The organism is uncultured Ruminococcus sp. (assembly GCF_934476685.1).
GTDB lineage: Bacteria > Bacillota > Clostridia > Oscillospirales > Ruminococcaceae > Hominimerdicola.
In genome coordinates, this window is the sequence record NZ_CAKSNX010000001.1 from 299939 (window position 1) to 326630 (window position 26692).

Sequence of the window (26692 nt, forward strand, 5' to 3'; positions counted from 1 at the left end):
TACCTCTTTCTGTTATTATCATCAGCTTATGATCCTTACGACCACACAGCCGATGACTGCAAGAACAAGAAATACAGCGGCAGCTTTCAGACGGAACCTGTTCCGCCGCCTTATCTTATCCTTATATTCTTCACTGAGCTGAAAATCAAGTTTCATATCAGTAATGCTTTATGCGTTTTCAGCCTCGAACTTCTTCATAAATTCAACAAGCTTTTCAACGCCCTCGATAGGCATAGCATTGTAAATAGAAGCTCTCATACCGCCGACAGTTCTGTGGCCCTTGAGGTTCTCAAAGCCTGCTGCCTTAGCCTCTGCAACGAACTTCTTGTCAAGCTCCTCATCGCCTGTAACGAAAGGAACGTTCATAAGGGATCTGTCCTCAGGAACTACTGTGCCCTTGAAAAGCTTGCTCTGATCCAGGAAATCATAAAGGATCTTAGCCTTCTTCTCGTTGTGAGCCTTCATAGCCTCAAGACCGCCCATCTTCTTTATCCACTTGAATACCTTGCCGCAGATGTATATGCCATAGCATGGAGGCGTATTGTAAAGAGAATCTGCGTCAGCCTGTGTCTTCCACTTGAGCATTGTCGGTGTGCCTTCGAGAACATCATCTGTGATGAGATCTTCTCTGATGATAGCGATAACAACGCCGGCAGGACCAACGTTCTTCTGTACACCGCCGTAAATAACACCGTACTTTGTAACGTCAACAGGTTCAGAAAGGAAGCATGATGAAACGTCAGCTACCAGAGTGTGACCCTTTGTGTTAGGAAGAGTCTTGAACTTTGTGCCGTAAATAGTGTTGTTCTCGCAGATGTAAACATAGTCTGCGTCCTCAGGGATGTCGAGGTCTGAACAGTCAGGAATGTAAGAGAAAGTCTTGTCAGCTGATGAAGCAACAGCAACAGCGTCACCGTACTTCTGAGCCTCCTGATAAGCCTTCTTTGCCCACTGACCTGTGATTATGTAAGCAGCCTTCTTGTTCTTCATAAGGTTCATAGGAACAGCTGCGAACTGCTGAGAAGCTCCGCCCTGAAGGAAAAGTACCTTGTAGTTGTCAGGGATATTCATAAGCTCTCTGATATCAGCCTCAGCCTCTTTTATAATGTTGTCAAAAGCTTTGGAACGGTGGCTCATCTCCATTACGCTCATTCCTGTGCCTTTGTAGTCAAGCATTTCGTCAGCAGCCTCTTTGAGAACTTCCTCAGGAAGTACCGCAGGACCTGCGCTGAAGTTATAAACTCTACCCATTTTTAATACCCTCCAAATAAATTATTAAAATTGATAATCTAATTATATTACTTTTCATATTAAAAGTCAAGCGCAATATCAAAAAAATTCTTCATACCTTATGTACAAAACGGCATATCATCACGGCTTCTCAGCGTCAGCCGACTCAATATTCCTCTCTATCTCCGAAAGAAGAAGAGCTGGTATGATAGGTTTTGCAACGTGTCCGTTCATTCCTGCGTCAAGTGAGTTCTGTATATCCTCAGGGTAAGCGTTTGCGCTCATGGCGAGTATAATGACCTTTTTTGCGTCCGCTCTGTTCAGCGCCCTTATCTTTCTCACCGCTTCAAGACCGCCCATAACAGGCATTCTTATGTCCATCAGCACTACATCATAATAGCCGTCCTCCGAGTCCATGAACTTTTTAAGTCCCTCTAACCCGTTTGCGGCGCTGTCAGCCTCAAAACCTGCCTTTTTCAGCACCTTTACCGCAAGTATCCTGTTTATTGAGTGATCCTCTATAATAAGCGCCCTCTTGCCCGAAAAATCAAATTCCGCCGCATTAGGCTGATTTTGTGCACCTACCGCCGCCGCAGAGTCAAACTCTATCTCCGCCGTTATCTTTGTCCCCTCGCCAAGCTTGCTCTCTATCGACATCGTTCCGCCCATTATCTCCACAAGATTTTTCGATATAGGCAAACCAAGCCCCGTACCCTGAACGGAAGAAGTTTCTACCGTCCTCTCCTGTACAAACGGCTCATAAATATGCTCAATAAATTCCTTGCTCATTCCTATTCCGGTGTCACGGACAGTGAATATGGTCTTTATCCTGCTGCCCTTGCCTGGCATCTGTGATACTGTGAAATCCACCCTGCCCTTGTCGGGAGTAAATTTCGCCGAGTTTGAAAGAAGATTTATAAATATCTGCTTTACCCTCATATCGTCCATAATGAGTGTGTCAGCGTAAATGTCATGCAGCTCAAATCTGAAATCAATGTTCTTTTTCTGCATAAGCGGAAGAATGATAGTGTTCACGCTCTCCGCAAAATCTTCCAGCTTGCACGGCTTCGGATAAAGCGTCACCTTTCCGTTCTCTATCTTCGACATATCCAGTATGTCGTTGAGTATGCCCAGCAGATAGTCCGCCGAGGATTTTATCTTCGTGAAGTAGTCCTTTATTGCAGGCTCAGTGCTTTCCTCCGCACCGAAATCCGCTATGCCTATGACAGCGTTCATCGGCGTTCTTATCTCGTGGCTCATTCTCGACAGGAATTCGCTCTTTGCCGCATTCGCTCTCTCAGCCTCTTTCAATGCCGCCGTCAGCTGTTCGCTGCGCTGCTTTTGTTCAAGATATACCTCAGTTATGTCGTGCTGTATGCAGCATATCTCAAAATGACTGTCGTCAAGATAACAGTATGAATTGTACTTTCTGTATTCCTTTCCGTCCGGCGCAGTTATCGAGTAAGCCGCATAGCATACAGGCTTTTCTGCAAGCTCCTTTACTATCGCCTCTCTTGATAAGACCTTCGCCGCCTTTGCAGTGTCTTTCTCTCCCGAACCGCTCATCAGCTTTTCATATCTGTCCGTTATATTCGAAATGTTCTTTGCATCGCTCAGATCTGTAAGACTGAAATTGCTGCTCTGATGCAGACTGCTCAGAATACCGTTTTCAGCATTGAATACGCATAGCATATCATAGTCAACATCAATTACTGCCGACAGCAGAGCCTCCATGGTCTTTGTCTTTGTAATGTCCGTTGAGTATGTTACTCCCTCAATATCTCCCGTAACAGGGTTCTTCGCAAGCTCCACCACCGAGCTTATCCAGCATACCTTTCCGTTCGGATCATATACCTTGTGTTCACGCTGTATGGTCGAGCGTCCGCCCTCGTATGCCTTTATGAGTGCCTCACGGTTAAATTCCTTCTTAAAATCCGCAAGCTCCTTCTTGTCGGGAGATACAGCATAGGCATATTCATAATATCCGTCAACAGTGCCTTTCTCCGCCATTTTCAGTACTTGACTGAATCTGGAATACCCGTCAAAACAGCGGTTCTTTGTGAGGTCAAAACGGAATACTCCCAGCGTGTTCTGATTTGCCGCCGTTACAGAGCATATCTTCTCGTTAAATCTCTGCTCTTCCTTTACCTGCCTGTCTATATCCTTTGAACAGCCGATAGCATAGGAAAAATCCCCCGAACGCTCCGACATAGGGATAAAAGTTATCTGCTTCCAGCGGAAAGCGTTGTACTGACCGTCGAAAAGCAGTATCCTCTTTGTAACCCTTTCCCCCCTGTCAGCCGCCGCAAAAAGTTCCCTGTAATCCTCTATGCTTGTGTTCTTTACAAATCCGTTTTGAATACTGCTTTCGGGCGCATTTTCCACAACAGGCTTTTTCGTCAACAATGAATTTCCCGAAATGATCGAGTTTGCCTTTGTCTGGGGATCGTATCGCCATATAACAAGCTGTTCGCTGTCCAGCGCAATGTTTTTTATCTGCTCCGTCAGCTTCAGCTGATCCTGCGTTTTCACGAGATTGTCTATGTCCGTGTATGTTGTGGTCATACAGCATAGCGTGTCGGACTCTTTTGTTACCGAGCCTTTTATGCTGTACCACTTGTATATTCCACCCTCTGAAAGTATACGCTTTCTTACGCTGAATTCTTCCCCTGTAAGATATGCCTTTTCAAGCACTTCCTTGTATTCTTCGATATCGTCCTCGTGAATATAGTCATATGGAGTGAAAGCACCGTCCTCAAATGACGGCTCAGGGATATTTGAAAACATCTTGAAAAAATATGAGTTGCAGTGAATACATCTGTATATGATGTGATCGTAGGTAAACACACATATCCCCATAGGTATGGTGTCGAGTATCTGTACGGATAAATTATATTCCCCTGCTGCCATTTATATCACTCCTGTTTCTATATGTTATGATTTATTTATTACGTTAAATTATAGCACATAATTTTAATTTCGTCAATTATTAAAATACATTATATAATAATTTCTGTAAAAAGAGATATAAATTATCGCCTGAAAAGCGTAATATAATGCTGATGCCCGTATGTGATATATCATAATTTCCCTCCTTTTTTGTTGACTTTTTTCGGGAAAAGTGATATCATATCAATCAGGAGGAAGTAAGCCTATGGAAACAAGGGTGGCAGTCATTGCCATTATTGCACAGAATACCGATTCTGCCGAGAGCATAAATGCTCTTCTGCACGATTACAGCGCCTATATAATAGGACGAATGGGTGTGCCTTACCGCAGTAAAGGAGTAAATATCATAAGCGTAGCCATAGACGCTCCGCAGGATAAGATAAATACCCTCGCAGGCAAAATAGGCAGACTTGACGGCGTTACAGCCAAAACGCTTTATTCAGCCGTTTAAAGATAATAAACTTAATAAAATATAATAACGATCTCCTGACGCCGAAAATTTTATTTGAGGTGAAAGATAGATAGCTTTGTACTATTGTACATTGTACATTGACTGCAAAAACGCATAAATGTATTTTCAGGGGACAGCTGTATCTTCTTGCATACAGCAGCGTCCCCTTTTTTATTGTTTTTATAGTTTTTATATTCATTCAGCATAAGACCGACCATATCATCAGACCAACATTTTTACTATCAAATATGAAAAGGAGCGAAAACTATGGGACTTAACGATACCCCGTCCTCCGAAAGAGTGCATATCGGCTTTTTCGGAAGAAGAAATGCAGGAAAATCAAGCGTTGTGAACGCTGTCACAGGGCAGGAACTTGCGGTGGTTTCCGATACTCTCGGAACAACTACCGACCCCGTTATGAAAGCAATGGAGATCCTCCCTATGGGACCTGTTGTCATAATTGATACCCCGGGCTTTGACGACGAGGGTGCGCTTGGCGAACAGCGTGTGAAAAAAACTAAACAGGTGCTTAACCGTGCCGACTGCGCAGTGCTTGTGACGGATTGTACACAGCCGCAAGGGGAGTGTGAGGAGCAGCTTATCTCTGTCTTTAAAGAGAAAAATATCCCATATATGATCGCAAGAAATAAATGCGATCTACTTGAAAAAATGCCAACAGAAAATGTTCCCGATAATGAGATATACATTTCCGCCGCCGAAAAAACAGGCATCAACAGCCTGCGTGAAAAAATAGCGGCTCTTACTTCATCGGGTGATGATACAAGACGGCTTGCAGGCGACCTTGTGAATGAGGGGGATTTTGCCGTGCTGGTAGTCCCCATAGATTCCGCCGCTCCGAAAGGCAGGCTTATCCTGCCTCAGCAGCAGGTCATAAGGGATCTCCTCGAAGCCTCTGCCTGTCCATTGGTGGTAAAGGAAACCGAACTAAAAACTGCACTGAGCGGACTTTCAAAAAAGCCTGCCCTTGTTATAACCGACAGTCAGGCTTTCGGAAAAGTGAACGCAGATACCCCGCCCGATATAAAGCTCACATCATTTTCAATACTTATGGCAAGGTACAAAGGCTTTCTCGATACCGCCGTAAAAGGCGTCAAAGCCATTGATACGCTGAAAGACGGTGACACCGTTCTTATATCCGAGGGTTGTACACACCATAGACAATGCGGAGATATCGGAACAGTAAAGCTGCCAAACTGGCTTAAAAAGCATACAGGAAAAGACCTCGTTATCCGCACCACCTCAGGCAGGGATTTCCCCGAAGATCTTGAGGGTATCGCCCTCTGTATACACTGCGGCGGCTGTATGCTCGGCGGAAGAGAAATGATGTACCGTATGAAATGTGCCGAGGATCAGAACGTGCCTTTCACAAATTACGGAACTGCTATCGCCCATATGCATGGCATACTAAAAAGAAGTCTGGAGGTATTCCCTTACCTGTACGATCAGCTTTAAGGGATAAACTAATGAACAAAGATCTTATAGATAAACTTAATGCGCAAAAACAGCTTTCCCTCACCGAGTGGGAACGGCTTATATCAGACTTTTCCGATACCGACCGAAAATATGCGGCGGATATGGCAAGGGAAATATCTCAGTCCGTTTTCGGCAAAAAGATATTCATTCGTGGTATAGTCGAGTTTTCAAATATATGCAGGAACGATTGCCTTTACTGCGGCATAAGAAGATCAAATGCAGAGCTTTCAAGATATCGGCTCACAAAGGAAGAGATCATAAGCTGCTGCAAAGGGGGTCATGAGTACGGCTTCCGTACCTTTGTGCTGCAAAGCGGAGAGGACGCATGGTTCACCGTTGACAGAACAGCCGATATCGTCAGAGAGATAAAAAAGCTTTTCCCTGACTGCGCCGTTACCCTGTCTATGGGCGAAATGGAGCGTGAGGATTATGCCCGACTCAAAGCCGCAGGAGCAGACAGATATCTCCTGCGCCACGAAACAGCAGATAAAACCCACTACGAAAAGCTTCACCCATCTTCAATGTCATGGGAGCATAGAATGAAATGCCTGCGTGATCTTAAAGACCTCGGCTTTCAGACAGGCGCAGGAATGATGATAGGCTCGCCATATCAGACCGCAGAATGTCTTGCGGAGGATATGCAGTTTCTCTCTGAGTTCAGACCGCATATGATAGGGCTCGGTCCGTTTATCCCCCATAAGGATACTCCTTTCAGGGATATGCCGTCTGGATCTTATGAGCTTACACTATTCCTGCTGAGCCTGTGCAGGATAATGCTGCCCGAAGTCCTTTTGCCTGCCACTACCGCCCTCGGTACGATAAACCCGAAAGGACGTGAGGAGGGCGTTCTCGCAGGAGCGAACGTTATAATGCCGAACCTTTCCCCGCTTGCGGTGAGAAAAAAGTATATGCTCTATGATAATAAGATTTGCACAGGCGACGAGTCCGCCCAGTGCAGAAACTGCCTTGAAATGCGAATGAGATCCATAGGCTACGAGATATCCGTTTCAAGGGGAGATTTCGGAGGTACATATAAATGATAAAAATAGCTATCTACGGCAAAGGCGGCATAGGAAAATCCACCTGTGCGTCAAACCTTTCTGCTGCGTTCTCAAAAATGGGATATAAGGTCATGCAGATAGGCTGCGACCCTAAAGCCGATTCCACCGCACTTCTGAGAAAGTCGGAGCGTATCCCCACAGTCCTTGATACCATAAGGGAAAAAGGCGACGCATATGAGCTTTCCGATATAGTTTATGAGGGCAGCTGCGGAGTAAAATGCGTTGAGGCAGGCGGTCCTGTGCCTGGGTTAGGCTGCGCAGGAAGAGGTATAATCGCCGCCCTTGAAGCACTGGAGAAAAAGGGCGCATATGGAAAATTTTCTCCCGATATAGTTATCTATGACGTCCTCGGCGATGTGGTCTGCGGCGGATTTTCCATGCCTATGCGAAAAGGCTATGCAGATAAAGTTTTCGTTGTCTGTTCGGGAGAGAAAATGTCACGCTATGCAGCCGCAAATATTTGTATGGCTGTTGAAAACTTCAAAGGCAGAGGATATGCTGCTCTCGGCGGCATAATTCTTGACCGCAGGAACGTGGCAAATGAAGATGAAGCTGTAAAAGAGCTTGCGGAGGATTTTAATACCTCAGTAACAGGCTATATCGACCGCAGCGAGGATATAGCGAAGTGTGATGAGCTGGGAGAAGTTGTTGTGAATGCATTCCCCGAAAGCAAAGCCGCAGAACAGTTTAATGTGCTTGCGGAAAATATACTTAAAGAAATGAACAAATGAAAAAATAAAGGGGGAAGATGAATGCTCAGACGTCTTGATGAAAAGCCTGCGAGCGTTGAGATATCAAAAGCTTTTTACCCTGCACCATTCAAAGCGGGACTTGAATATAATCCCCCCGCAAGGGGAGTGTGGAATATAGTCCATACAGGAATGTTAGTCCCGCAGTCACATCAGATATTCGCCTGCGCACAAGGCTGCCTTCGAGGAGTTCTCCTGACCGCAGCCGAAATGAACGCAATGGACAGAATGAGCTGGATAGCCGTCGAGGAAGAGGATATGTTCGACGGCACTATGGAGCAGGATATAATAGACGGCACAGCAGATATACTGAAAAAGCTGCCCTGCCGACCAAGATCGGTGCTGCTTTTTATAAGCTGTATACAGCTTTTTGCAGGCTGTGATTTTGAAATGATACTAAGCGAGCTGAGAGCGCAGTTCCCCGATATAGATTTCACAGACTGCTATATGACCCCTACCATGAGGAAAACCATTTCTCCCGACGCAAAAATGCGTATGCAGCTGTATGACGCATTAAGACCTCTGTCGCTGAATAAAAGATCTGTGAATATCATAGGCTGCGACAGACCTCTTGACGAAGATACAGAACTGCTGAAAATTATTCGCTCCAATGGCTTTACTTTAAGGGATCTGACTTTGTGCAGAACATATGACGAATATCTTGAAATGGCTGAAAGTGCAGTAAATATAACCTGTATGCCGGCCGCAAAGCTGTCAGGGGAAAGGCTGTCCGACCGTTTCGGCGCAAAGCACCTCTATCTCCCCATAAGCTTTGATGTAAAGACTATTGAAGAAAATTATAAGCTGCTCTGTGATACTTTGGATATAGATATCCCCGACTTTTCAAAGGATATCTCCGCCGCAGAAAGGACAATGAAAACCGCAGCGGAAAAGCTCAGCGGCAGGGTGATAGCCATAGATTTTACCGCCGCTGCAAGACCTTTCGAGCTTGCGAAAGTCCTCTGCAAATACGGCTTTAAAGTTAAATATATTTTCGCCGATTCGATTTCCGAAGAGGATAAACTGTCCTTTGAGTGGCTGAAAGAAAACTTCCCAAATATAAGGATATGTTCCGTCACAGGTTCGGCAATGCTCTTCACATCAGCAGATGAAAGCGAATGCAGTAAAATAGTCGCCATAGGGCAGAAAGCCGCTTTCTATTGCCGTACCGACCATTTTGTCAATACCGTTGCAAACGGCGGACTTTACGGCATCGCAGGCGTAAAAAAGCTTGCCGAGCTTATCTCAGATGCCGCCGAAACCCCAAAAGACAGAAGAAAAGTTATCCAGCATAAGGGAATAGGCTGCCCCTCATGTCTGTAAAATACAAGACCCATACGAAAGGAAGAATCAAATGAAAAATAACGCAAAAATAATCCCATGCTATGCTGCCGATACAGCAGGAGTATGTTCCGCCCTCTATGAACTGGGAGGAATGGTAATAGTCCATGATGCATCAGGCTGCAATTCTACATATTCCACCCATGACGAACCACGCTGGTTCGATAAAAAGTCAATGATATTTATTTCCGCCCTTACGGAAATGGACGCTGTTATGGGCAACGACGAAAAGCTCATAAACGATATATGTGAGGCTGCCGAAAGGGAAAAGCCGAAGTTTATCGCCCTCTGCGGCTCGCCTATGCCGATGATGACAGGCACGGATTTTGATGCCGTTGCAGAAGAGATACAGCAGAGAACAGGCATAACTTCTTTCGCCCTCCATACCAACGGAATGAAGTCCTACCTTGCAGGCGCAGGTGAAGCTTTCAAAGCCATTGCAGAAAAATTTGTTGGAAATAAGCCTAAGTCAAACGGCCTTGCCGTAAATATTCTCGGCGCAACCCCACTCGATTTCCCTATCGACGGCACAATGGACAGAATAAAAGCCAAAGTTTCCGACAGCGGCTTTGATATCATCTCCTGCTTCGGAATGGGTTCTTCCCTCGAAGAGATCGCAAACGCAGCCACCGCAAGAGCAAACCTTGTTATCTCATACAGCGGTATCCCTGCGGCAGAGTTTATGAGAACACGCTACGGCATACCATATGTCTGCGGAGTGCCGATAGGAACAAAATTCTCCGCCCGCCTTATGGAACATCTCTGGTCAGCGGCAAATGATGAGCTTACCCTCTACCCCTGCGCAGAAAGAAAGACCTATGAGGACGGCTGTGTGATAATCGGCGAAAGTATTTTTGCAGGCTCTCTCGCCGCCGCCCTAAGAATGGACGCTGATATCTGCACAAGGATAATCTGCCCGCTCGATACCGAAACCGCCCTGCTCACAGGCTGTGATAAACAGCTTTCCTCCGAAGAGGATATCGAAAATGAACTGGCATTTGAGGATATAGAGAGCGTTGCAGCCGACCCTATGTATAAGCCGATAGCAGGGGAGCATAAATTCATCGAGCTTGCCCATCAGGCTTTTTCGGGAAGATGCTATACAAAGGATATCCCCGATCTTATAAACGGCGATCTTAAAGCCCTTTTCGCCGACTAAAAAGGAAAGGAAAAAGCATAAGATATGATAAAAATAGCGGTCTACGGCAAAGGCGGTATAGGAAAATCCACCTGTACAGCGAACCTTGCAGCAGCCTTTTCAAGCCTCGGCAAAAAGGTCATACAAATAGGCTGTGATCCCAAAGCTGACTCCACAATAAACCTGCTGGGCGGAACACCCGTTATGCCTGTGATGAACTACCTCAGAGAAAATGACGAACCCGACAGCATAGAGGAAATATCAAAAACAGGCTACGGCGGAATACTCTGTATCGAAACAGGCGGACCTACCCCTGGGCTTGGCTGTGCAGGCAGAGGTATCATAACCACATTCAGCCTGCTTGAAGAACTGGAGCTTTTTGAAAAATATACCCCCGACGTGGTGCTTTACGATGTCCTCGGCGACGTAGTCTGCGGCGGTTTTGCCGCACCTATAAGAGAGGGCTATGCGGATAAAGTCATCATAGTAACGTCGGGCGAAAAAATGGCTCTCTATGCCGCAAATAATATATGCAGCGCCGTAAGAAACTTTGAGGACAGAAGCTATGCCAAAGTCCGTGGACTTATAATGAACAGGCGCAATGTGGAAAATGAAGAAGAGAAAGTCAGAGCCTTTGCCCAAAACTCAGGAACAGAGATACTTGCGGATATCCCCCGATCAGATGATATCATAAGATGTGAGGATAAAGGACAAACCGTAATAGAAGGCGCACCCGACTCTGTCGCCGCCCAAAGATTTCTGGAGCTTGCAAAAAAACTCATAGACGAAGATGAAAAAGATAAAAATGAAAAAAGTGAAAAATAATCAGAGAGGAACAAAACCATGTCCGAAGCATTCTATATCACCGCCGAGAACCTTGCGGCTATGAACGGGGATATCCCCGAAGAGCTTACCTCTTCCGAACATCTTATATACAGCTCTCCTGCCGCCTTGGCATTCAATTCCCCGGGAGCAAAAGGCTTCGGAGTGAAAAGAGCAGGACTTGCCGTTCCGAATTCCGTTATGCTCCTTGTCGCACCTGGCTGCTGCGGAAGAAATACCGCCCTGCTCAGCGAACTGGGGTACAGCGAAAGATTTTTCTATCTCCTCCTTGACGATACCGATATCGTCACAGGCAGACATCTTTCCAAAATACCACAGGCGGTAAAGGAGATAGTTGACGAGCTTGACTATACCCCCTCCGTGGTGATGATATGCATAACCTGCGTTGACGCTCTCCTCGGCACGGATATGGAAAGAGTGTGCAGAAAATGTTCCGATACCGCAAACGTTCCCTGCGCACCGTGCTATATGTATGCCCTCACAAGGGAAAAGCGCCTTCCCCCTATGGCGGCAGTAAGGTGGTCGGTCTATTCTCTCCTCGAACCGCAGAAACGTGCCGCCGACGAGTGCAATATACTAGGCTTTTTCTCACCCATCGACGATAAAAGCGAACTCTATCCTCTGCTCCGCTCAGCAGGCATAAAACAGGTAAGAGAATTGTCACGCTGTAAGACCTTTGACGAGTATAAAAAGCTTTCAAGAGCGAATTTCAACCTTGTCTTAAATGCAGAAGCAAGATATGCGGCGCAGAAAATGGAAAAAGAGTACGGCATACCAAGTATCGAGCTTGTGAGAATGTATCAGCCGGACAAAATACATAACCAGTATATGCTTTTTGCGCAGGCGATAGGCGTTGTCCTTGACGACAGTGAATATCTCGCACAGGCTGAAAAAGCCGTTGCTGATTTTAGGGAAAAATACGGCGAACTCACCTTTGCCGTTGGCGAATGCCTTAACGCAGACAGCTTTGAACTTTCCCTTGCGCTTACAAGATTCGGCTTTAAAGTGTCCGAAATATACGGCACAGTCACCCAGCGCAATTTCGTTTTCGTTAAAAAGCTTGCACAGCTTTCCCCTCAGACGAGGATATATTCAAACCTTTCGCCTACCATGCTCTATTACGAAAATACAGAAAAAACAGATGCCGCCATAGGCAGTGACGCAGTGTACTATCACCCCGATATCGCAGGCATACATTTCAATGAGGAAACTCAGCCTTTCGGCTATCAGGGCATAGTGTCCCTCTTTGAACAACTCGACAGCGCATTGACGAGATCTTCTCAGGGAAAGGAGCGTTTATCAGAATGAAAAAGCTTTTGAAATATATGACTCCTCCCGCTCCGGACGATTCAGGCGCAAGCGGTGTGCTTTTCGAGCTTGGGGGAATTATCGTCGTCTGCGACGCAGGCGGCTGTACAGGAAATATCTGCGGCTTTGACGAACCTCGCTGGGAGAACAGAAAAAGCGCCCTCTTCAGCGCAGGACTTCGTGATATGGATGCCGTCCTCGGCAGAGATGATAAGCTTGTGGAAAAACTCTCCAAAGCCGCAAAAGCCGTTAAAGCTCAGTTCTGCGCCATTATCGGCACTCCAGTCCCTGCCGTCATAGCAACGGATTACAGAGCCTTAAAAAGAATGACCGAGCGCAAGACCGACCTGCCTTGCATCTGTATCGACACCGACGGCACAAAGCTGTATGACGAGGGCGAAAAAAAGACTTATCTCCAGCTTTTCAAGACTTTCTGCCTTGACGGCTGTGAAAAAAAGCAGGGTAAGATCGGAGTTATCGGCGCAACACCGCTTAATCTCTCCGAAACCTCCGCCGACAGACTAAAAGCCGCAGTTGAAAAAAACGGCGGCGAGGCTGTGTGCTTTGGAATGGGCAGCGATATCGAGGCTGTTAAAAGAGCAGGGGAGTGCGAAAAGAATATTGTCATATCCCCCTCAGGCATTGCCGCCGCAGAGTATCTAAAGGAGCGTTTCGGTATCCCATACGAAACAGCTTTCCCCTGCCTCCCCGAAAGCGTGGTAAAAGCGGCGCAGACAGCCGTTGATAAAGCAAAAAAAGTACTCATTATCCACCAGCAGTTTGCCGCAAATGCCCTCCGTGAAAGGATACTTGAAACAAACTGTAACTGTAAAGTTAGCTGTGCAGGCTGGTTCGCCTTTGAAGATAAGTTCTCTCAGACAAATGATTTTCATATAAAGGACGAAACCGACCTTGCCGAAAAAGTTAAAGCCGAAAATTATGATGTGGTCATAGCCGATAAAGCCTGTAAGCGTGTGCTGAAAGGCTTTGAGGGCGAGTTCGTGGATTTCCCCCACTTCGCCCTTTCGGGAAGACTTTATGACCGCCTGTAAAGGAGCATAGATATGACGGAAGATGTAATTGAACAGCTTGAAGAAAGCATAGATGATGACGATTTTGGGTATATAGCTGAAAACTGTATGCAGGAGCTTGACGAAAGCGGCGCAGGCATACAGGCGGTAGAACCCCTGCTTGAATTAATGGAAAGACACCCTCTGCTCGATTTCGGAATGTCTGACGCAATAGTCCGCTATGCGGAGCAGTTTTTCGGGAAAGGTTATGAAAAGCTGCTTGTTTCCTCCATTGAACGCAGACCAAATCTCCATAACGTCTGGATGCTCGACCGCATAAGGACCTATCTCGATAACGAGGGAAGAGATGAGGAAGCCGAGGATTACAGGGATATCATCAGAGCCGTCCTCGACCGAAACGATACAGAAGACGAAATAAAGGATCTTGTCAGACAGCTAATATAAAACCACATCGTAGGGGCGACCTGCGGTCGCCCGTTCTCTGAAATGATTCTTTAAACCAAATTTATGAAATTTAAAATGAAAGGCGGGGAAAATTTGCAGAGCGTTGTTATAAGAATATGCGGCATAGTTCAGGGCGTAGGTTTCCGTCCGTTCGTTGCCGTAACAGCCGATAAAAACCATATCAAAGGAACAGTTGCAAATAAAGGTTCGTATGTTGAGATAAAAGCAAAGGGCGAAGAAAACCATATCCGCCGCTTTGCCGATGAAATAAAAAATTCCCCGCCCGAAAGAGCGGTCATACTCAGCTTTGACGTTCAGCCCTGTGAGGATATCCCCTTTGAGGATTTTCACATAATCCAAAGCGAAAAGGAGTATGGGGATATATTCGTTTCCCCCGATATAGCCGTCTGTCCACAGTGCAAAAAGGAGCTTTTCGACCCTCATAACAGACGTTATCTCCACCCATTTGTAAACTGTACCCAGTGCGGACCAAGATTGACCATACTTGATAAAATGCCCTATGACAGAGAGCGTACAAGCATGGCGAAATTCCCTATGTGCAAAAGCTGTGAGGAGGAATATTTTTCCCCCGAAACAAGAAGATATGATGCCCAGCCTGTCTGCTGTAACGACTGCGGTCCGCAGGTCTATGTGATCGGCAAAGATATAAAAGGTGCAGAAGCCATAAGCCTTGTCCGAAAGGAAATAATGAGCGGAAAGATAGCCGCCGTAAAAGGCATAGGCGGCTTTCACCTCTGCTGTAATGCCTATGACAGCAAAGCCTGTGCAAGGCTGAGAAAGCTCAAAAACCGCCCTGCAAAACCTTTCGCTGTGATGATGAAAGACCTCTCCACCGTCAGACGTGAGTGTGAGATATCACCTGCACAGGAAAAATATATCGACGGCTGGCAAAAGCCTGTTATGCTGCTGAAAAAACGTGCAAATTCAGCCGAAAACGGATTGTGCGAGGAAATATCCCCCCATAACCCCACCGTAGGAGTTATGCTGCCGTATTCTCCTCTGCATATGCTGCTTTTCAGCTATCCCGACGATGTGAAAATGACCGACTGCCTTGTTATGACCAGCGCAAACGCAAGGGGAGCGCCTATATGCAGATGTGATGAGGACGTTCTTAACGAGATATCAGACTTCTGCGATATAATTTTGTCCCATAACAGGGATATCCTTATCCGTGCAGATGATTCCGTCTGCGACTGGCTGTTAGATAAGCCATATATGATAAGACGTTCAAGAGGTTTTTCCCCCCTGCCCGTTATGCTTGAGGGCATAAACGCAGGAAAGGATATTCAGGTGCTTGCAGTTGGCGGCGAACTTAAAAATACATTCTGCGCCGCAAAAAACAGCCTGTTTTACCCCTCCCCCTATGTGGGCGATATGGGAGATATCCGAACCGTAAAAGCACTAGGCGACTGTGCGGAAAGAATGCTCGATCTACTTGAATGTACGCCGCAGGCAGTGGTCTGCGACCTCCATCCTGCGTATAATACTACCGCCTTTGCGCAGGAGTATGCGCAGAAAAATTCTCTGCCGCTTGTTCAGGTCCAGCATCATTATGCCCATATCCTTTCCTGTATGGCTGAAAATAATTACAGGGAAAAAGTTATAGGCGTTTCATTTGACGGCACAGGTATGGGAACGGATAAAACCATATGGGGCGGAGAATTTCTCCTGTGCAGTTTAAACGGCTTTGAACGTGCAGGCAGTATAGAACCATTTACTCAGGCAGGGGGAGATATCTCCGCAAAAGAAGGCTGGCGCATAGCCGTCCAGCTTATTTACAGCGCAGTAAAGGAACAAGCAAAAGCACAGGAAATGTGTTCTGTCCTCGGTCTGTGCGATGAAAAAACATTTGTGTTCCAGAAAGCCATGGCGGATAAAAGGATAAACTGCGTTGACTCCACCTCCTGTGGACGGCTTTTCGACGGAGTTTCTGCAATACTCGGCATAAGAAACAGCTCTTCCTTCGAGGGTGAAGCCTCAATGTCCCTTGAATTTGCGGCGGAACACTATGAAGAACTTAACTCAAATGCCGAAAACAGCTATGAAAAGTCAGAAAATATGCTGAGTGAAAAAAGTGAAAAGAATAACTTCTTTACTCTCAATACCACTCAGCTTGCATACCACATAGCCAAAGCATATATCCAAAGCGGCTTCAGCAGTTCTGTCCGTGATAAGCTTGCCTATGAGTTCCATGCAGTCCTTGCGGATATGATATGCGCAGGCTGTGAAAAGATACGGCAGAGAACAGAACTTGATGTCTGCGCCCTCAGCGGAGGAGTTTTTCAGAACCGCCTGCTTACAAAGCTGACCGTAAAAAGGCTTTCTGCCGCAGGCTTTAAGGTGCTTACCCACAGCCTTATCCCGCCTAACGACGGCGGCATAGCATTGGGGCAGGCTCTTTATGCATACAGTATCCTAAAACAATGAAATAAAGTAAATAACATAGATATTATAATTTTATAATTTAAAGTGAGGTAATTAAAAATGTGCGTAGGTCTATCAGCAAAAGTTGTCAGCGTAAAGGACGGTACAGCCCTTATTGACGCAAACGGCGCAAAAAGAAATGTCAGTGCAGATCTTATCGAGGATCTCGAACCCGGTGATTACGTAATGGTACACGCAGGAGCGGCTATCGCAAAAATAACCTCTGACGATAAGGACGAGGCTGAGGATATAATGGAGAGCCTGCTATGAGCGATATGAATAATACAAAAAGTCTGAAAGATAATAAAGCGGTGCAGACCGCAAAGGATATTATCCAAAGCTATAACGGAAAACCGCTGAGGATAATGGAAGTCTGCGGCACTCATACCCACGAGATTTTCCGCCTCGGCATAAGAAAACTCCTGCCCGAAAATGTTCGGCTTATCTCAGGCCCCGGATGTCCCGTCTGCGTTACCCCCGTTGGATATATCGACGAGGCTGTAAAGCTTGCCCTTGAAAAGAACTGCCTTATCTGTACCTTCGGCGACCTTATCCGAGTCCCCGGAACGAAAAAAAGCCTTGCAGGCGCAAGATCTGAGGGCGCAAAGCTTAAAACAGTCTATTCCCCCCTTGACGCTGTCGATATAGCAAGGGATAACCCCGATACACAGGTGGTCTTTCTTGCGGTGGGCTTTGAAACGACTACCCCTGCCGCCTGCCTTGCCGTGGAAAAAGCAAAAAAAGAGGGACTGAAAAACTTTTCTATCCTCGGCGCAAATAAAACCATGCCCAATGCATATCAAGCGCTGAAAGGCTCTGCCGACGCTTTTCTCTACCCAGGCCACGTTAATGCCATAACAGGCACAGAACTTTGTGAACAGCTTTGCGGGCAGGGTATAAGCGGAGTTGTGGCAGGCTTTACCGCCGCCGAAATATTGACCGCCCTTGCCGTTATCATAAAGCTTTCGCAGGAGGGGAAACCCTTTTTCAAAAACTGCTATCCGAGAGTAGTAACCTCAGAGGGCAGTAAGCCTGCGCAGGAGCTTGTAAAGCGTGTTATGATCCCCTGCGACAGCGAGTGGAGAGGTCTTGGCATTATCCCTATGTCTGGACTTGCACTGCGTGACGAGTATGCCCAGTTCGATGCCCTCAAAAAGTACGGCATAGACGAAATAAAAGGCAAGCCGAACCCGGCCTGCCGCTGCGGAGATGTCCTTCAAGGCAAGTGCCGCCCCTGCGACTGTAAAGTGTTCGGCAAAGTCTGTACCCCTATGCACCCCGTAGGAGCGTGTATGGTGTCTGGCGAGGGCGCTTGCTCAGCCTACTATCAGTACGGAATGGACTAAGTAAAAAATTGAAAAGAGGAGATCAATATGTCAGATATAAATGATAAATGTGTTACCCTTGCCCACGGTGCAGGAGGAAAACAGACCAGCGAGCTTATTGATAAGGTGTTCAAAGCTCATTTTTCAAACCCCGAATTTACCGCCGATGATGCCGCCGTCCTGAATATGGACGCAGGCAGATTAGCCTTTACCACCGACGGCTTTATCGTTTCCCCCTATGAGTTTGAAGGAGGAAATATCGGAAAACTTTCTATCTGCGGAACAGTGAACGACCTTTCCTGTATGGGCGCAAAACCGCTGTATATGACCTGTGCCTTCGTTATCGAAGAGGGTTTCCCCCTCGATAAGCTGGAGGAGATAGCCGCCGCCATGGAAAAGACCGCTAAGGAAGCTGGCGTAAAGATCGTCGCGGGTGATACAAAGGTCGCAGGCAAAGGACAGGTGGATAATATCTTCATCACCACCACAGGCATAGGCAGAATAATGGATAAAGCCCATACCTCCGGTACATATGCAAGACCAGGCGATGCAGTTATCGTCAGCGGAGATGTTGGCAGACACGGCTGTACGATACTTCTTGCAAGAGATGAGTTCGGTATCGAAGCCGATGTCACAAGCGACTGCGCTCCGCTGTGGGGAACAGTTGAAAAAATGTACGAAGTTTCCGACGATATCCACGTTATCCGTGACGCAACACGAGGCGGCGCAGGCACAGTCCTCTATGAGATAGCAGGTCAGAGCGGAGTAGGCATAACTATCGACGAGGAAAAAATACCTGTTGCCCCCGAAGTAAAAGGCGTCTGCGGTATGCTTGGACTTAACCCCCTCTACCTTGCCTGCGAGGGCAGACTTGTGATATTCGCCCCACAGAGCGAGGCTGAAAAGATAGTTGCCGCCCTCAGAGAATGCCCATATTCAAAAAATGCCGCCATCATCGGTACTGTGACCGCCGAGAATGCAGGAAAAGTCATAATGAAAACCGAAATAGGCTCTCAGACCCTCCTACCTCAGCCTAACGGCGAGCTCCTGCCGAGAATATGCTGACGCTTTGACTTGACAGGCGGAAAAAATAGTGATACAATTTGATTTAGTATTTCAATAAAAGAGGTTAGTAAAATGAGAACTTTTTCAAAGTCAAGCAAGCTCAATAACGTTTGCTATGATATCAGAGGACCTGTACTGGACGAAGCAGACCGTATGGAGGCTCAGGGCGTAAAGATAGTAAAGCTCAATATCGGCAACCCCGCCCCTTTCAGCTTCAATGCGCCCGATAATATAATTTCAGCAATGACCGATAACCTTAGAAACGCTCAGGGTTATTCTACCTCAAAGGGTATAGCCGCCGCAAGAGAGGCTATCATAAACTACCACAGAGGAAAAGGACTTTCTATCGAAAGCATAAACGATATCTATACAGGAAACGGAGTTTCCGAACTTATAGTTATGGTTATGCAGGGACTTCTCGATAACGGCGATGAAGTGCTTGTACCTTCTCCAGACTATCCGCTCTGGACAGCCGCCATAACCCTTGCAGGCGGAAATGCCGTCCACTATGTCTGCGACGAGCAGGCTGAATGGTATCCCGATATTGCGGATATGGAAAAGAAAGTAACCCCGAAAACAAAGGCTGTCGTAATCATCAACCCTAATAACCCAACAGGCGCAGTCTATCCGAAGGAAGTCCTTGAGGATATAGTCAAGCTTGCAAGAAAGCATGAGCTTATCATCTTTGCAGATGAAATATACGACAGACTTCTTATGGACGGTGTGGAGCATACTTCTATCGCATCACTTGCTCCAGACCTCTTCTGCGTGACCTTTAACGGACTTTCAAAATCCCATATGGCAGCAGGCTTCAGAGCAGGCTGGATGGTGCTCAGCGGGGATAAGAGCAGAGCAAAAGGCTATATAGAGGGATTAAATATGCTTTCCTCAATGCGACTTTGTTCAAACGTTCAGGCTCAGTATATCATACCAGAAGCCCTTAAAGGCAGCGGCGCTCCCGAAAAGGAACTTCTCCCAGGGGGAAGAATATATGAGCAGAGGGAGTGTATCTGCTCTATGCTCAACGATATCGACGGTATTTCAGCAGTAAAGCCGAAAGCGGCATTCTACATATTCCCGAAAATAGATGCAAAGAGATTTAATATCACAAATGACGAGCAGTTTGTACTCGATTTTCTGAAAGAGAAGAAAATACTTCTTGTCCACGGCGGCGGATTCCATTGGGAAAACCCCGACCATTTCAGAATAGTATACCTGCCCGAAAGAAAGGATCTCGAATTTGCCATGGGCGAACTTAGGAATTTCCTAAAGGATTACAGACAGAACTGATATTTCAAAAGCGGAGAAATTTTTGTTTCTCCGCTTTTTTTGATAAAATATTTGCCGTGAGGACTTTATTTTTATAGAAAAATGTTGTATAATTAAAATGAGCATATCTATCATATCATTAAGGAGGCTTTTTTATGGTGAATAAATATAAAATTACCGTCTGCAATAAGGACTATACCCTCGTCAGCGAGGAAAGCAAGGACTATACAGTCAAGCTCGGTATGACTCTCGATAAGAAAATAAAGGAGCTTAAAGTCAAGTTCCCAAGCCTTTCCGTTACCGACTGCGCCGTGCTTACCGCAATGGACTGTATGGACGAGCTTATAAAGGCTAATCAGAATATAGACAATATCCGTTCTCAGATAAAGGACTACGTTGACGACGCAGGCAGAGCAAGAAATCAGGCGAACGCTTCTCAGCGTGAGATAAATGCCCTTAAAGAAAAGGTCGCCGCATTGGAAAAGGAGCTTAGCGAGCGTACAAATTTCGATGCCGCTAAAACTACCGAGGAAACTGTCAGCGCTGAGGATATAATTTCGCAGGATATAAGAGAGGCAATAGCAAAGCCTGTTGAAAGACCTGCCGCAACAAATCAGGACCGCCGCTCAAATTTTGTCGGAACAATGAACTATAATCCCGACCTTGAAACTAAAGACGGAGGAAGAAACTAAATGACGGAGATACTTGCGCCCTGCGGTTCTCCCGAAGTCCTGACCGCCGCCCTGAGAGCAGGCTGTGATGCAGTTTATCTGGGCGGAAGCAGCTTTTCCGCCCGACAGAACGCAGTAAATTTCTCTGATGAGGAGCTTGCAAAAGCCGTCTATGAGTGCCATAAGCGTGGCGTAAAGGTCTACCGTACCATTAATACCGTCATTTTCGACAGCCAGCTTGAAGAGTGTAAAAAGGCTGTGGAGTACTGCGCAAAAATAGGCATAGACGGACTTATCACGCAGGATCTTGCCCTTGTGGAAATAGTGAAAAAATGCTGCCCCGATATGGAGATACACGCATCTACCCAAATGACAGTCCATACCGCCAACGGAGTGGAAATGACAAAACGCCTTGGCTTTTCAAGAGCCGTCCTCGCAAGAGAACTTCCACTGGATATCATCAGAGAGTTGTCCGATCTCGGCACTGAAACCGAAGTCTTTGTCCATGGCGCAGAATGTATGTCCGTTTCGGGACAGTGCTATATGAGCGCAGTTATCGGCTCACGAAGCGCAAACCGTGGCCTGTGCGCACAAGCTTGCCGCCTGCCATGCAGCGCAGTTAAAGGCGCAGACCGCTATGACCTCTCTCTTAAAGATATGTCCTATCTCGACAGCATACAAAAACTTGCCGACGCAGGCGTAACGTCATTTAAAATAGAGGGAAGAATGAAACGTCCCGAATATGTCGCCCTCTCCGTAAAAAGCCTTAAACAGGCGCTTGCAGGCGAAAAATACGATAGATCTGCCCTTTCAGATGTCTTTTCAAGAGGCGGATTTACCGACGGCTACCTCTATGGAAAAACAGGCAGAGAAATGTTCGGCATAAGACAAAAGGAGGACGTAAAAGCCTCCGCAAAGATACTCCCCGAAATACATGAAATTTACCGCCGTGAAGAAAAACGTGCCGAAATTAAATTCAGCGTCAAAATAAGATCAAACCAACCTCTGACCATTACCGCACAGGATAATGCAGGCTGTTCAGTCACCGCCGCAGGTGATATCCCCGCAAAAGCCAAAAGCAAAGCCTGTTCAGCGCAGTCAGTTGAAAAACAGCTTTCCAAACTTGGCGATACGATCTATTCGTTCGGCGGATTGGAATGTGATATAGACGATGACCTTTTTGTAAGTCCCTCTGTGCTTAATGACCTCAGACGTACCCTATGCGAAGAACTGGATAAAAAACGTGCGGAGAAAAATTCTGCCGCCGTTGATTTTGAAAACGCTGATATCCTCAGCTTTGAATGTCCCGAAAAACGTCTTTCACAGCCAAAGATAAGAGTGAAGGTCAGCTACCCATACCAGCTTGAACAGCTTGACTTTGATAAGATCGACCTCTGCGGAGTGCCCCTGTCCTTTGCGGCAAAAGCAGCAGAAAAATATCCTGCCCATAAGCTTATGGCAGTAATGCCAAGGTTCACCTTTGACGAACAAAAACAAAACAAACAGCTTGATATCATAAAAGCCGCAGGCATAACAAAACTGCTTGCCGAAAATATCGCCCACGTCAAATGTGCGCAGGAAAAAGGCTTTGAACTGCATACCGATTTCGGCTTTAATATCACAAATTCAGCCGCCCTAAACGCAGTGAAAAAACTCGGCGCAGCTGACGCAGTCGTGTCATTTGAGCTTAAAGCAGGTCAGATATCCGCACTTAAAAAACCTCTCCCCATTGGCATCACAGCCTATGGAAGACTGCCCCTTATGCTGACGGTGAACTGCCCTATAAAGCAGGCGGCAGGCTGTAAAAACTGCACAGGAAAAGTCACCGACCGCACAGGACGTGATTTCCCCGTAAAATGTTCAAAGCACTGCGGCTATACAGAGATACTTAATTCGGAAGTGCTGTATCTCGCCGATAAGCTAGACGAGTTCAGAGGGATAGATTTCATCACTTTAGAATTTTATGACGAATCCCCCGAAGAAGTTAATGATATCGTCAGCCGCTATTTAAACAAAGCGAAAAGCGGAAAAAGCGTCATAACACGAGGATTATATTTCAGAGGAGTATTGTAAAATGAAACTGCTTATAAAGAAACTTAACGAAAAAGCCATCGTCCCCGCAAGACAGACTCAGTACAGCGCAGGCTATGACCTCTGCGCCTGCACAGACGAGCCGATAGTCATAAAAGCAGGGGAAACCGCAAAAATACACACAGGAATAAGCGCCGAGATCGAAGGCACAAAGGACGTCGTCCTGCTTATCTACGCAAGAAGTTCCCTCGCCACAAAATTCGGCATCGCCCCGGCAAACTGCGTCGGAGTAGTCGATTGGGATTATAGAGGTGAGATAATCTGCGCCCTCCATAATTCAAGCAAGGAGGATTATACAATAAACCACGGCGACCGCATAGCGCAAATGGTAGTGACCCCCGTCTTTACCCCCGAAGTCGAAGTGAGGGAAACCCTCTCCGACACCACCCGAGGAGCAGGCGGCTTCGGCTCAACAGGAAAGTGATATAGATTTCATAAGAATAACATTTGGAAGAGCATTGCATATGGATAGTTTGTGTGAATATTGTGAGTATGGGAATCGTTATATTGATTTGGGGCAATGCCCAGAATGCCATACAGGAAAAGTTATAGGAGATTTGTATACAAGAGAGATTTTTTGTTCTAACCATCATAAAATCACATCATTTGCTGTTGATTTTAGCTGTACGAAAAAATGTGAATATGAGATGCTTTATAAAGAATATGATATTTATATTATATCAAAGTTATCTAAAGAGAAAATGTATGTTGTGAGTGAATATATGGATATGACTTTAACTCATATTTATACCATAATAAAAAATAAATTACCTCTGATTAAAAAAGTAACTTTCTATAATATACTTGAAATCTGTGAATTTTTGTATGATAACAGTATTCCTTTTAGAATAGAGCCTGAATTTTCACTTTTAAGTAAATTCAAAAAGTGCTTTCCAGTTTTGCTCAAAGAAAACAAATGGTTATCAGAATATATGAAGTAAAAAAATAGCTGTCTGATTTTTATCAGACAGCTATTTTGGTATGAACTATTATATTTTATTCCCACTCCTCAAATCGTCCTCTAGATTAAACAATTTTGTTTAGGAGATTTGAGCTGTGGTATCTCAATTATACATTTTGTTCTGTATTGTACTTGGCTGCTGATGCTCCGTTATCAATTTGTTATCGCCTTGATAACACGCCGTGCGACTTATGGAGACGATGTGTGCCTGGTGGCTTGCTCCTTATTTGGTATTATAGCGCAGGTAGGGGTGGTTTGTCAAGAGGTTAGCTCTTCTTTTTTTCATCAATTATATGTATATTTAGATCAACGATTTCCTTTAGCACAAGATATGCATTCTTAAACACAATTTGCCATTCTTCATTCAAAGGATCAATGATTTCATGAAACAAAGCATTCCTTAAACGATACACAAAACTCAAAAACCAAAATATACTATTCTGATTTCGTTTTTCATATAACTTTTTAAACCATTCTTCCTCACTTGAAGACAGTACTCGATCTTGAGGCTGTATATCTACATCCATGTGATATTGAAAATAGCTTATAGGGAGTTGTTGAATTATCTCATATGTATTTCTGGAGCGTTCCATTTCCTCTTTGGATTTATTACTGTCATCTTTTCCATTTAGATTAAACACTGACCAAATCATCCATATTGCTTTCTTCTCCAGCTCTCCTATTTTCGTTTTTTGCCTTGTTCCATCATTAGATTGCTTATAATATGATTTGAAAGATTGTACAAGGCTATGTGTCACTTCTTCGCTTATTTTTTGCAAGATCCATGATAAATAATCTTGTTCAGATATTGAAGGATTTTCTTTGATATAATCCGCTGAGCTATTCAGTATTTCAGAAATATTATATTGAAATTGGACATTTCCCTTGTAATCTACTTTATAATGAGTACCCCAAAATCTTACAAATCCTGATATTATAAAGCTCCATTTAGTCCCACGATTTCGATTCATTTTTAATCCTACAATCAAACACTCTGATTTGTCAGGAGGTATATCTTTGAAGGTATATTCAAAATCTTCATTAACATGATAGAAATCCCAAAAGTAGTATTCTGGGTACTGTGACATGATTATTTTTCTGCCTTCACGATATAATGTTTCTATTGAATGCATAATTTTATCATCTACAATAACTTGCTTCCGTCCGTCTTTCTTATAGTATGACTTATATGCATTAATATACTTACCGTCACCACGTCTATTTTGAGCTTCTGGAAACATTACTCTTAGTGTAGAAATATATGCAAACCATGTCTTTATGAACAAAGACACAAAATCGGCTTCGGTAACAACTTTCCAATTTTTATATTTAGGTGATTCTGGCATAGTTACCCCTCCAACAATCTTGTGTTTTCTTCCAGCCATTTAGAAGCGATTTCTTCGCTATCTTCAATTGCAAGTTCTACAGCCTTTACAGCAATCTGTATAAGATCATTAGCTTTTTCCCGCAACAAAAATGACTGCTGAACCTTTTTAGCAATTTCAAACTGCATATCATACGGAAGAACAGGAATAACCACTTTTTCTATATCGCTTAGTTTCCAATGCTGAATAATAGCACCACTTGCATCTCGTTCTGCCTGAAGCTGTACAATCTCAGAATTAAGTACTAAGGTTAAATAATCAGGAAGTATTTCTGATGTATTATTCACACGCAAATGCAACAAAGCACTTGATGTGACAGCCTTCATATCTTCTGTGATTTTAAATGCTATACCGACGCTTCCATCTTTTGAAAACAGTATGGTGTCTTTTTTAGGATAGAGTCTATCAATATTAGGCTCAATGTTCTCTGGTATCATAATAGATGGATTGTCTATTCCCGTTTTGCTTACATCACTAACACGAATAAAAGGAATGCCTGTATCACCGTAATACTTGCTGCCAGGTTCGATGGATTTCATCCTGCTTACAAGCTGACCAAGCGGTCTTCTAACTTGTTTACTTAAAACAGCAAATAGTTCGTCATATTTAGGCTGGTAGTATTCTGCATCTAATCTTCCGGATAATCCAAACGAGTCTGATAATTTCTTTTCAGCTATACTGCTTGCAGATACTGATGGTAATGCAAATTGCAAGCCGTTTAATAATTGTTGCTGTGCCGAATCATAAAGAGATTCTGCTTGATGTTTCTTTTCTACCGATTTTAAATATAATGTTTCGATATCATTCTGGATATTAGTTATATCGGGAATTCTTATCTCAAGGATTGACGGGAGCGTAAGATGAGGTTGACCTGTTTGACTTGCAGATCGCCAAAGTATTCCCTGTCCATATGCAGAATGAAGGAAAGCCCATAAATAATACTTGTTTAAGTTTTTTAGATTATCAGTTCTTAAAATGATTACATCACGACAAGTTGCATAACAGGGGAACTCATCTGTAACAAGCCCAACTTTAGCAAGGGTGTTTCCGCCTTTAGCAATAATAATATCACCCGGATATGCAATTGCAATTGTTTTTCTATTTGCTACAAGTATCTCTTCTGGTAAAAAGACTGTTTCATCAGTAATGTTTATAAGTCCGTTTTGTATTTCATTAACTCTTAAAAAAGGGATTTGCGATCTATCATGGCTATAATAATCTGTAATAGAAGGATAAAACGCGCTACAATCGAGTAATGCTCCGTATTTTTTCATGGGATATGCTCCAGAAGCATTCAATCTTTCTTGCAAAAAAAGGTTTTTCTTGGAAAAGAATTCGGCATCTATTCTAGCATAAAACGATTGATTCTTTATTAATATTTCGCTGCATTCCAGCCCATCCATCAAAGCCTTATATTTAGCTTCATTGAAAGGTTCAATGG

At 44.9% G+C, this 26692-nt stretch carries 24 protein-coding genes; 19 read left to right on the forward strand and 5 right to left on the reverse strand.

What is annotated here, in order from left to right:
* Positions 1-21: 21 nt before the first annotated feature.
* From Q0E19_RS01365 to Q0E19_RS01375, 3 genes are all read right to left on the reverse strand, one after another.
* On the reverse strand, positions 22-156 hold the full coding sequence (locus Q0E19_RS01365; RefSeq protein ID WP_294406454.1) for a hypothetical protein: 135 nt from the start codon (positions 154-156) through the stop codon (positions 22-24).
* Between the two features lie 12 nt (positions 157-168).
* A complete protein-coding gene (gene serC, locus Q0E19_RS01370) occupies positions 169-1251 on the reverse strand; it encodes a 3-phosphoserine/phosphohydroxythreonine transaminase (protein ID WP_294406455.1) in 1083 nt (360 codons plus the stop codon).
* 120 nt (positions 1252-1371) lie between these two features.
* Entirely contained in the window at positions 1372-4140 is a 2769-nt protein-coding gene (locus Q0E19_RS01375; RefSeq protein ID WP_294406456.1) for an ATP-binding protein, read from the reverse strand.
* Between the two features lie 244 nt (positions 4141-4384).
* Here Q0E19_RS01375 and Q0E19_RS01380 point away from each other — a divergent pair, with 244 nt between their 5' ends.
* The 19 genes from Q0E19_RS01380 to Q0E19_RS01470 all read left to right on the forward strand — a co-directional run bounded on the left by Q0E19_RS01380 (position 4385) and on the right by Q0E19_RS01470 (position 23846).
* Positions 4385-4630: a TM1266 family iron-only hydrogenase system putative regulator gene (locus tag Q0E19_RS01380; RefSeq protein WP_294406457.1), complete on the forward strand. Its 246-nt coding sequence runs from the start codon at positions 4385-4387 to the stop codon at positions 4628-4630.
* Between the two features lie 267 nt (positions 4631-4897).
* Positions 4898-6103 (forward strand): [FeFe] hydrogenase H-cluster maturation GTPase HydF, encoded by a 1206-nt coding sequence (gene hydF / locus Q0E19_RS01385; protein WP_294406458.1) that lies wholly within the window; start codon positions 4898-4900, stop codon positions 6101-6103.
* 11 nt (positions 6104-6114) lie between these two features.
* The gene (hydE, locus tag Q0E19_RS01390) at positions 6115-7164 is read left to right on the forward strand and encodes a [FeFe] hydrogenase H-cluster radical SAM maturase HydE (protein WP_294406459.1); all 1050 of its coding nucleotides are present in this window, start codon (positions 6115-6117) and stop codon (positions 7162-7164) included.
* A complete protein-coding gene (locus tag Q0E19_RS01395; RefSeq protein WP_294406460.1) occupies positions 7161-7916 on the forward strand; it encodes a nitrogenase iron protein NifH in 756 nt (251 codons plus the stop codon). Before hydE ends, Q0E19_RS01395 begins: the two co-directional genes overlap by 4 nt.
* A gap of 21 nt (positions 7917-7937) precedes the next feature.
* On the forward strand, positions 7938-9257 hold the full coding sequence (locus tag Q0E19_RS01400) for a nitrogenase component 1 (protein ID WP_294406461.1): 1320 nt from the start codon (positions 7938-7940) through the stop codon (positions 9255-9257).
* Positions 9258-9288: 31 nt separating this feature from the next.
* Positions 9289-10434, forward strand: a complete 1146-nt coding sequence (locus Q0E19_RS01405; RefSeq protein ID WP_294406462.1) for a nitrogenase component 1 — start codon at positions 9289-9291, stop codon at positions 10432-10434.
* Between the two features lie 24 nt (positions 10435-10458).
* Entirely contained in the window at positions 10459-11238 is a 780-nt protein-coding gene (locus Q0E19_RS01410; protein ID WP_294406463.1) for a nitrogenase iron protein NifH, read from the forward strand.
* 18 nt (positions 11239-11256) lie between these two features.
* Positions 11257-12564: a nitrogenase component 1 gene (locus tag Q0E19_RS01415; RefSeq protein ID WP_294406464.1), complete on the forward strand. Its 1308-nt coding sequence runs from the start codon at positions 11257-11259 to the stop codon at positions 12562-12564.
* Positions 12561-13616, forward strand: a complete 1056-nt coding sequence (locus tag Q0E19_RS01420) for a nitrogenase component 1 (protein WP_294406465.1) — start codon at positions 12561-12563, stop codon at positions 13614-13616. The genes Q0E19_RS01415 and Q0E19_RS01420 overlap by 4 nt, the downstream gene beginning before the upstream one ends.
* Positions 13617-13628: 12 nt before the next feature.
* Entirely contained in the window at positions 13629-14039 is a 411-nt protein-coding gene (locus tag Q0E19_RS01425; protein ID WP_294406466.1) for a hypothetical protein, read from the forward strand.
* A 93-nt stretch (positions 14040-14132) separates the two neighbouring features.
* Complete coding sequence (gene hypF / locus Q0E19_RS01430; protein WP_365904341.1) at positions 14133-16487, forward strand: carbamoyltransferase HypF; 2355 nt, start codon at positions 14133-14135, stop codon at positions 16485-16487.
* Between the two features lie 57 nt (positions 16488-16544).
* A complete protein-coding gene (locus tag Q0E19_RS01435; protein WP_294406468.1) occupies positions 16545-16754 on the forward strand; it encodes a HypC/HybG/HupF family hydrogenase formation chaperone in 210 nt (69 codons plus the stop codon).
* A gap of 5 nt (positions 16755-16759) precedes the next feature.
* A complete protein-coding gene (gene hypD, locus Q0E19_RS01440; protein ID WP_365904422.1) occupies positions 16760-17830 on the forward strand; it encodes a hydrogenase formation protein HypD in 1071 nt (356 codons plus the stop codon).
* A 27-nt stretch (positions 17831-17857) separates the two neighbouring features.
* A complete protein-coding gene (gene hypE / locus Q0E19_RS01445; protein ID WP_294406470.1) occupies positions 17858-18874 on the forward strand; it encodes a hydrogenase expression/formation protein HypE in 1017 nt (338 codons plus the stop codon).
* 72 nt (positions 18875-18946) lie between these two features.
* A complete protein-coding gene (locus Q0E19_RS01450; protein ID WP_294406471.1) occupies positions 18947-20164 on the forward strand; it encodes an aminotransferase class I/II-fold pyridoxal phosphate-dependent enzyme in 1218 nt (405 codons plus the stop codon).
* 134 nt (positions 20165-20298) lie between these two features.
* Positions 20299-20835, forward strand: a complete 537-nt coding sequence (locus Q0E19_RS01455; protein WP_294406472.1) for a cell division protein ZapA — start codon at positions 20299-20301, stop codon at positions 20833-20835.
* Positions 20836-22887 carry a U32 family peptidase gene (locus Q0E19_RS01460; RefSeq protein ID WP_294406473.1) on the forward strand — a complete coding sequence of 684 codons (2052 nt, stop codon included), beginning with the start codon at positions 20836-20838 and terminating at the stop codon, positions 22885-22887. It begins immediately after the preceding gene.
* 1 nt (position 22888) lies between these two features.
* Positions 22889-23329 (forward strand): dUTP diphosphatase, encoded by a 441-nt coding sequence (dut, locus tag Q0E19_RS01465; RefSeq protein WP_294406474.1) that lies wholly within the window; start codon positions 22889-22891, stop codon positions 23327-23329.
* 40 nt (positions 23330-23369) lie between these two features.
* A complete protein-coding gene (locus Q0E19_RS01470; RefSeq protein WP_294406475.1) occupies positions 23370-23846 on the forward strand; it encodes a hypothetical protein in 477 nt (158 codons plus the stop codon).
* 286 nt (positions 23847-24132) lie between these two features.
* Here Q0E19_RS01470 and Q0E19_RS01475 read toward each other — a convergent pair whose 3' ends face one another.
* Together Q0E19_RS01475 and Q0E19_RS01480 are read right to left on the reverse strand one after the other, a co-directional pair.
* The gene (locus Q0E19_RS01475) at positions 24133-25212 is read right to left on the reverse strand and encodes a hypothetical protein (RefSeq protein ID WP_294406476.1); all 1080 of its coding nucleotides are present in this window, start codon (positions 25210-25212) and stop codon (positions 24133-24135) included.
* Positions 25213-25214: 2 nt separating this feature from the next.
* Positions 25215-26654 carry a restriction endonuclease subunit S gene (locus tag Q0E19_RS01480; protein WP_294406477.1) on the reverse strand — a complete coding sequence of 480 codons (1440 nt, stop codon included), beginning with the start codon at positions 26652-26654 and terminating at the stop codon, positions 25215-25217.
* Between the last annotated feature and the right edge of the window lie 38 nt (positions 26655-26692).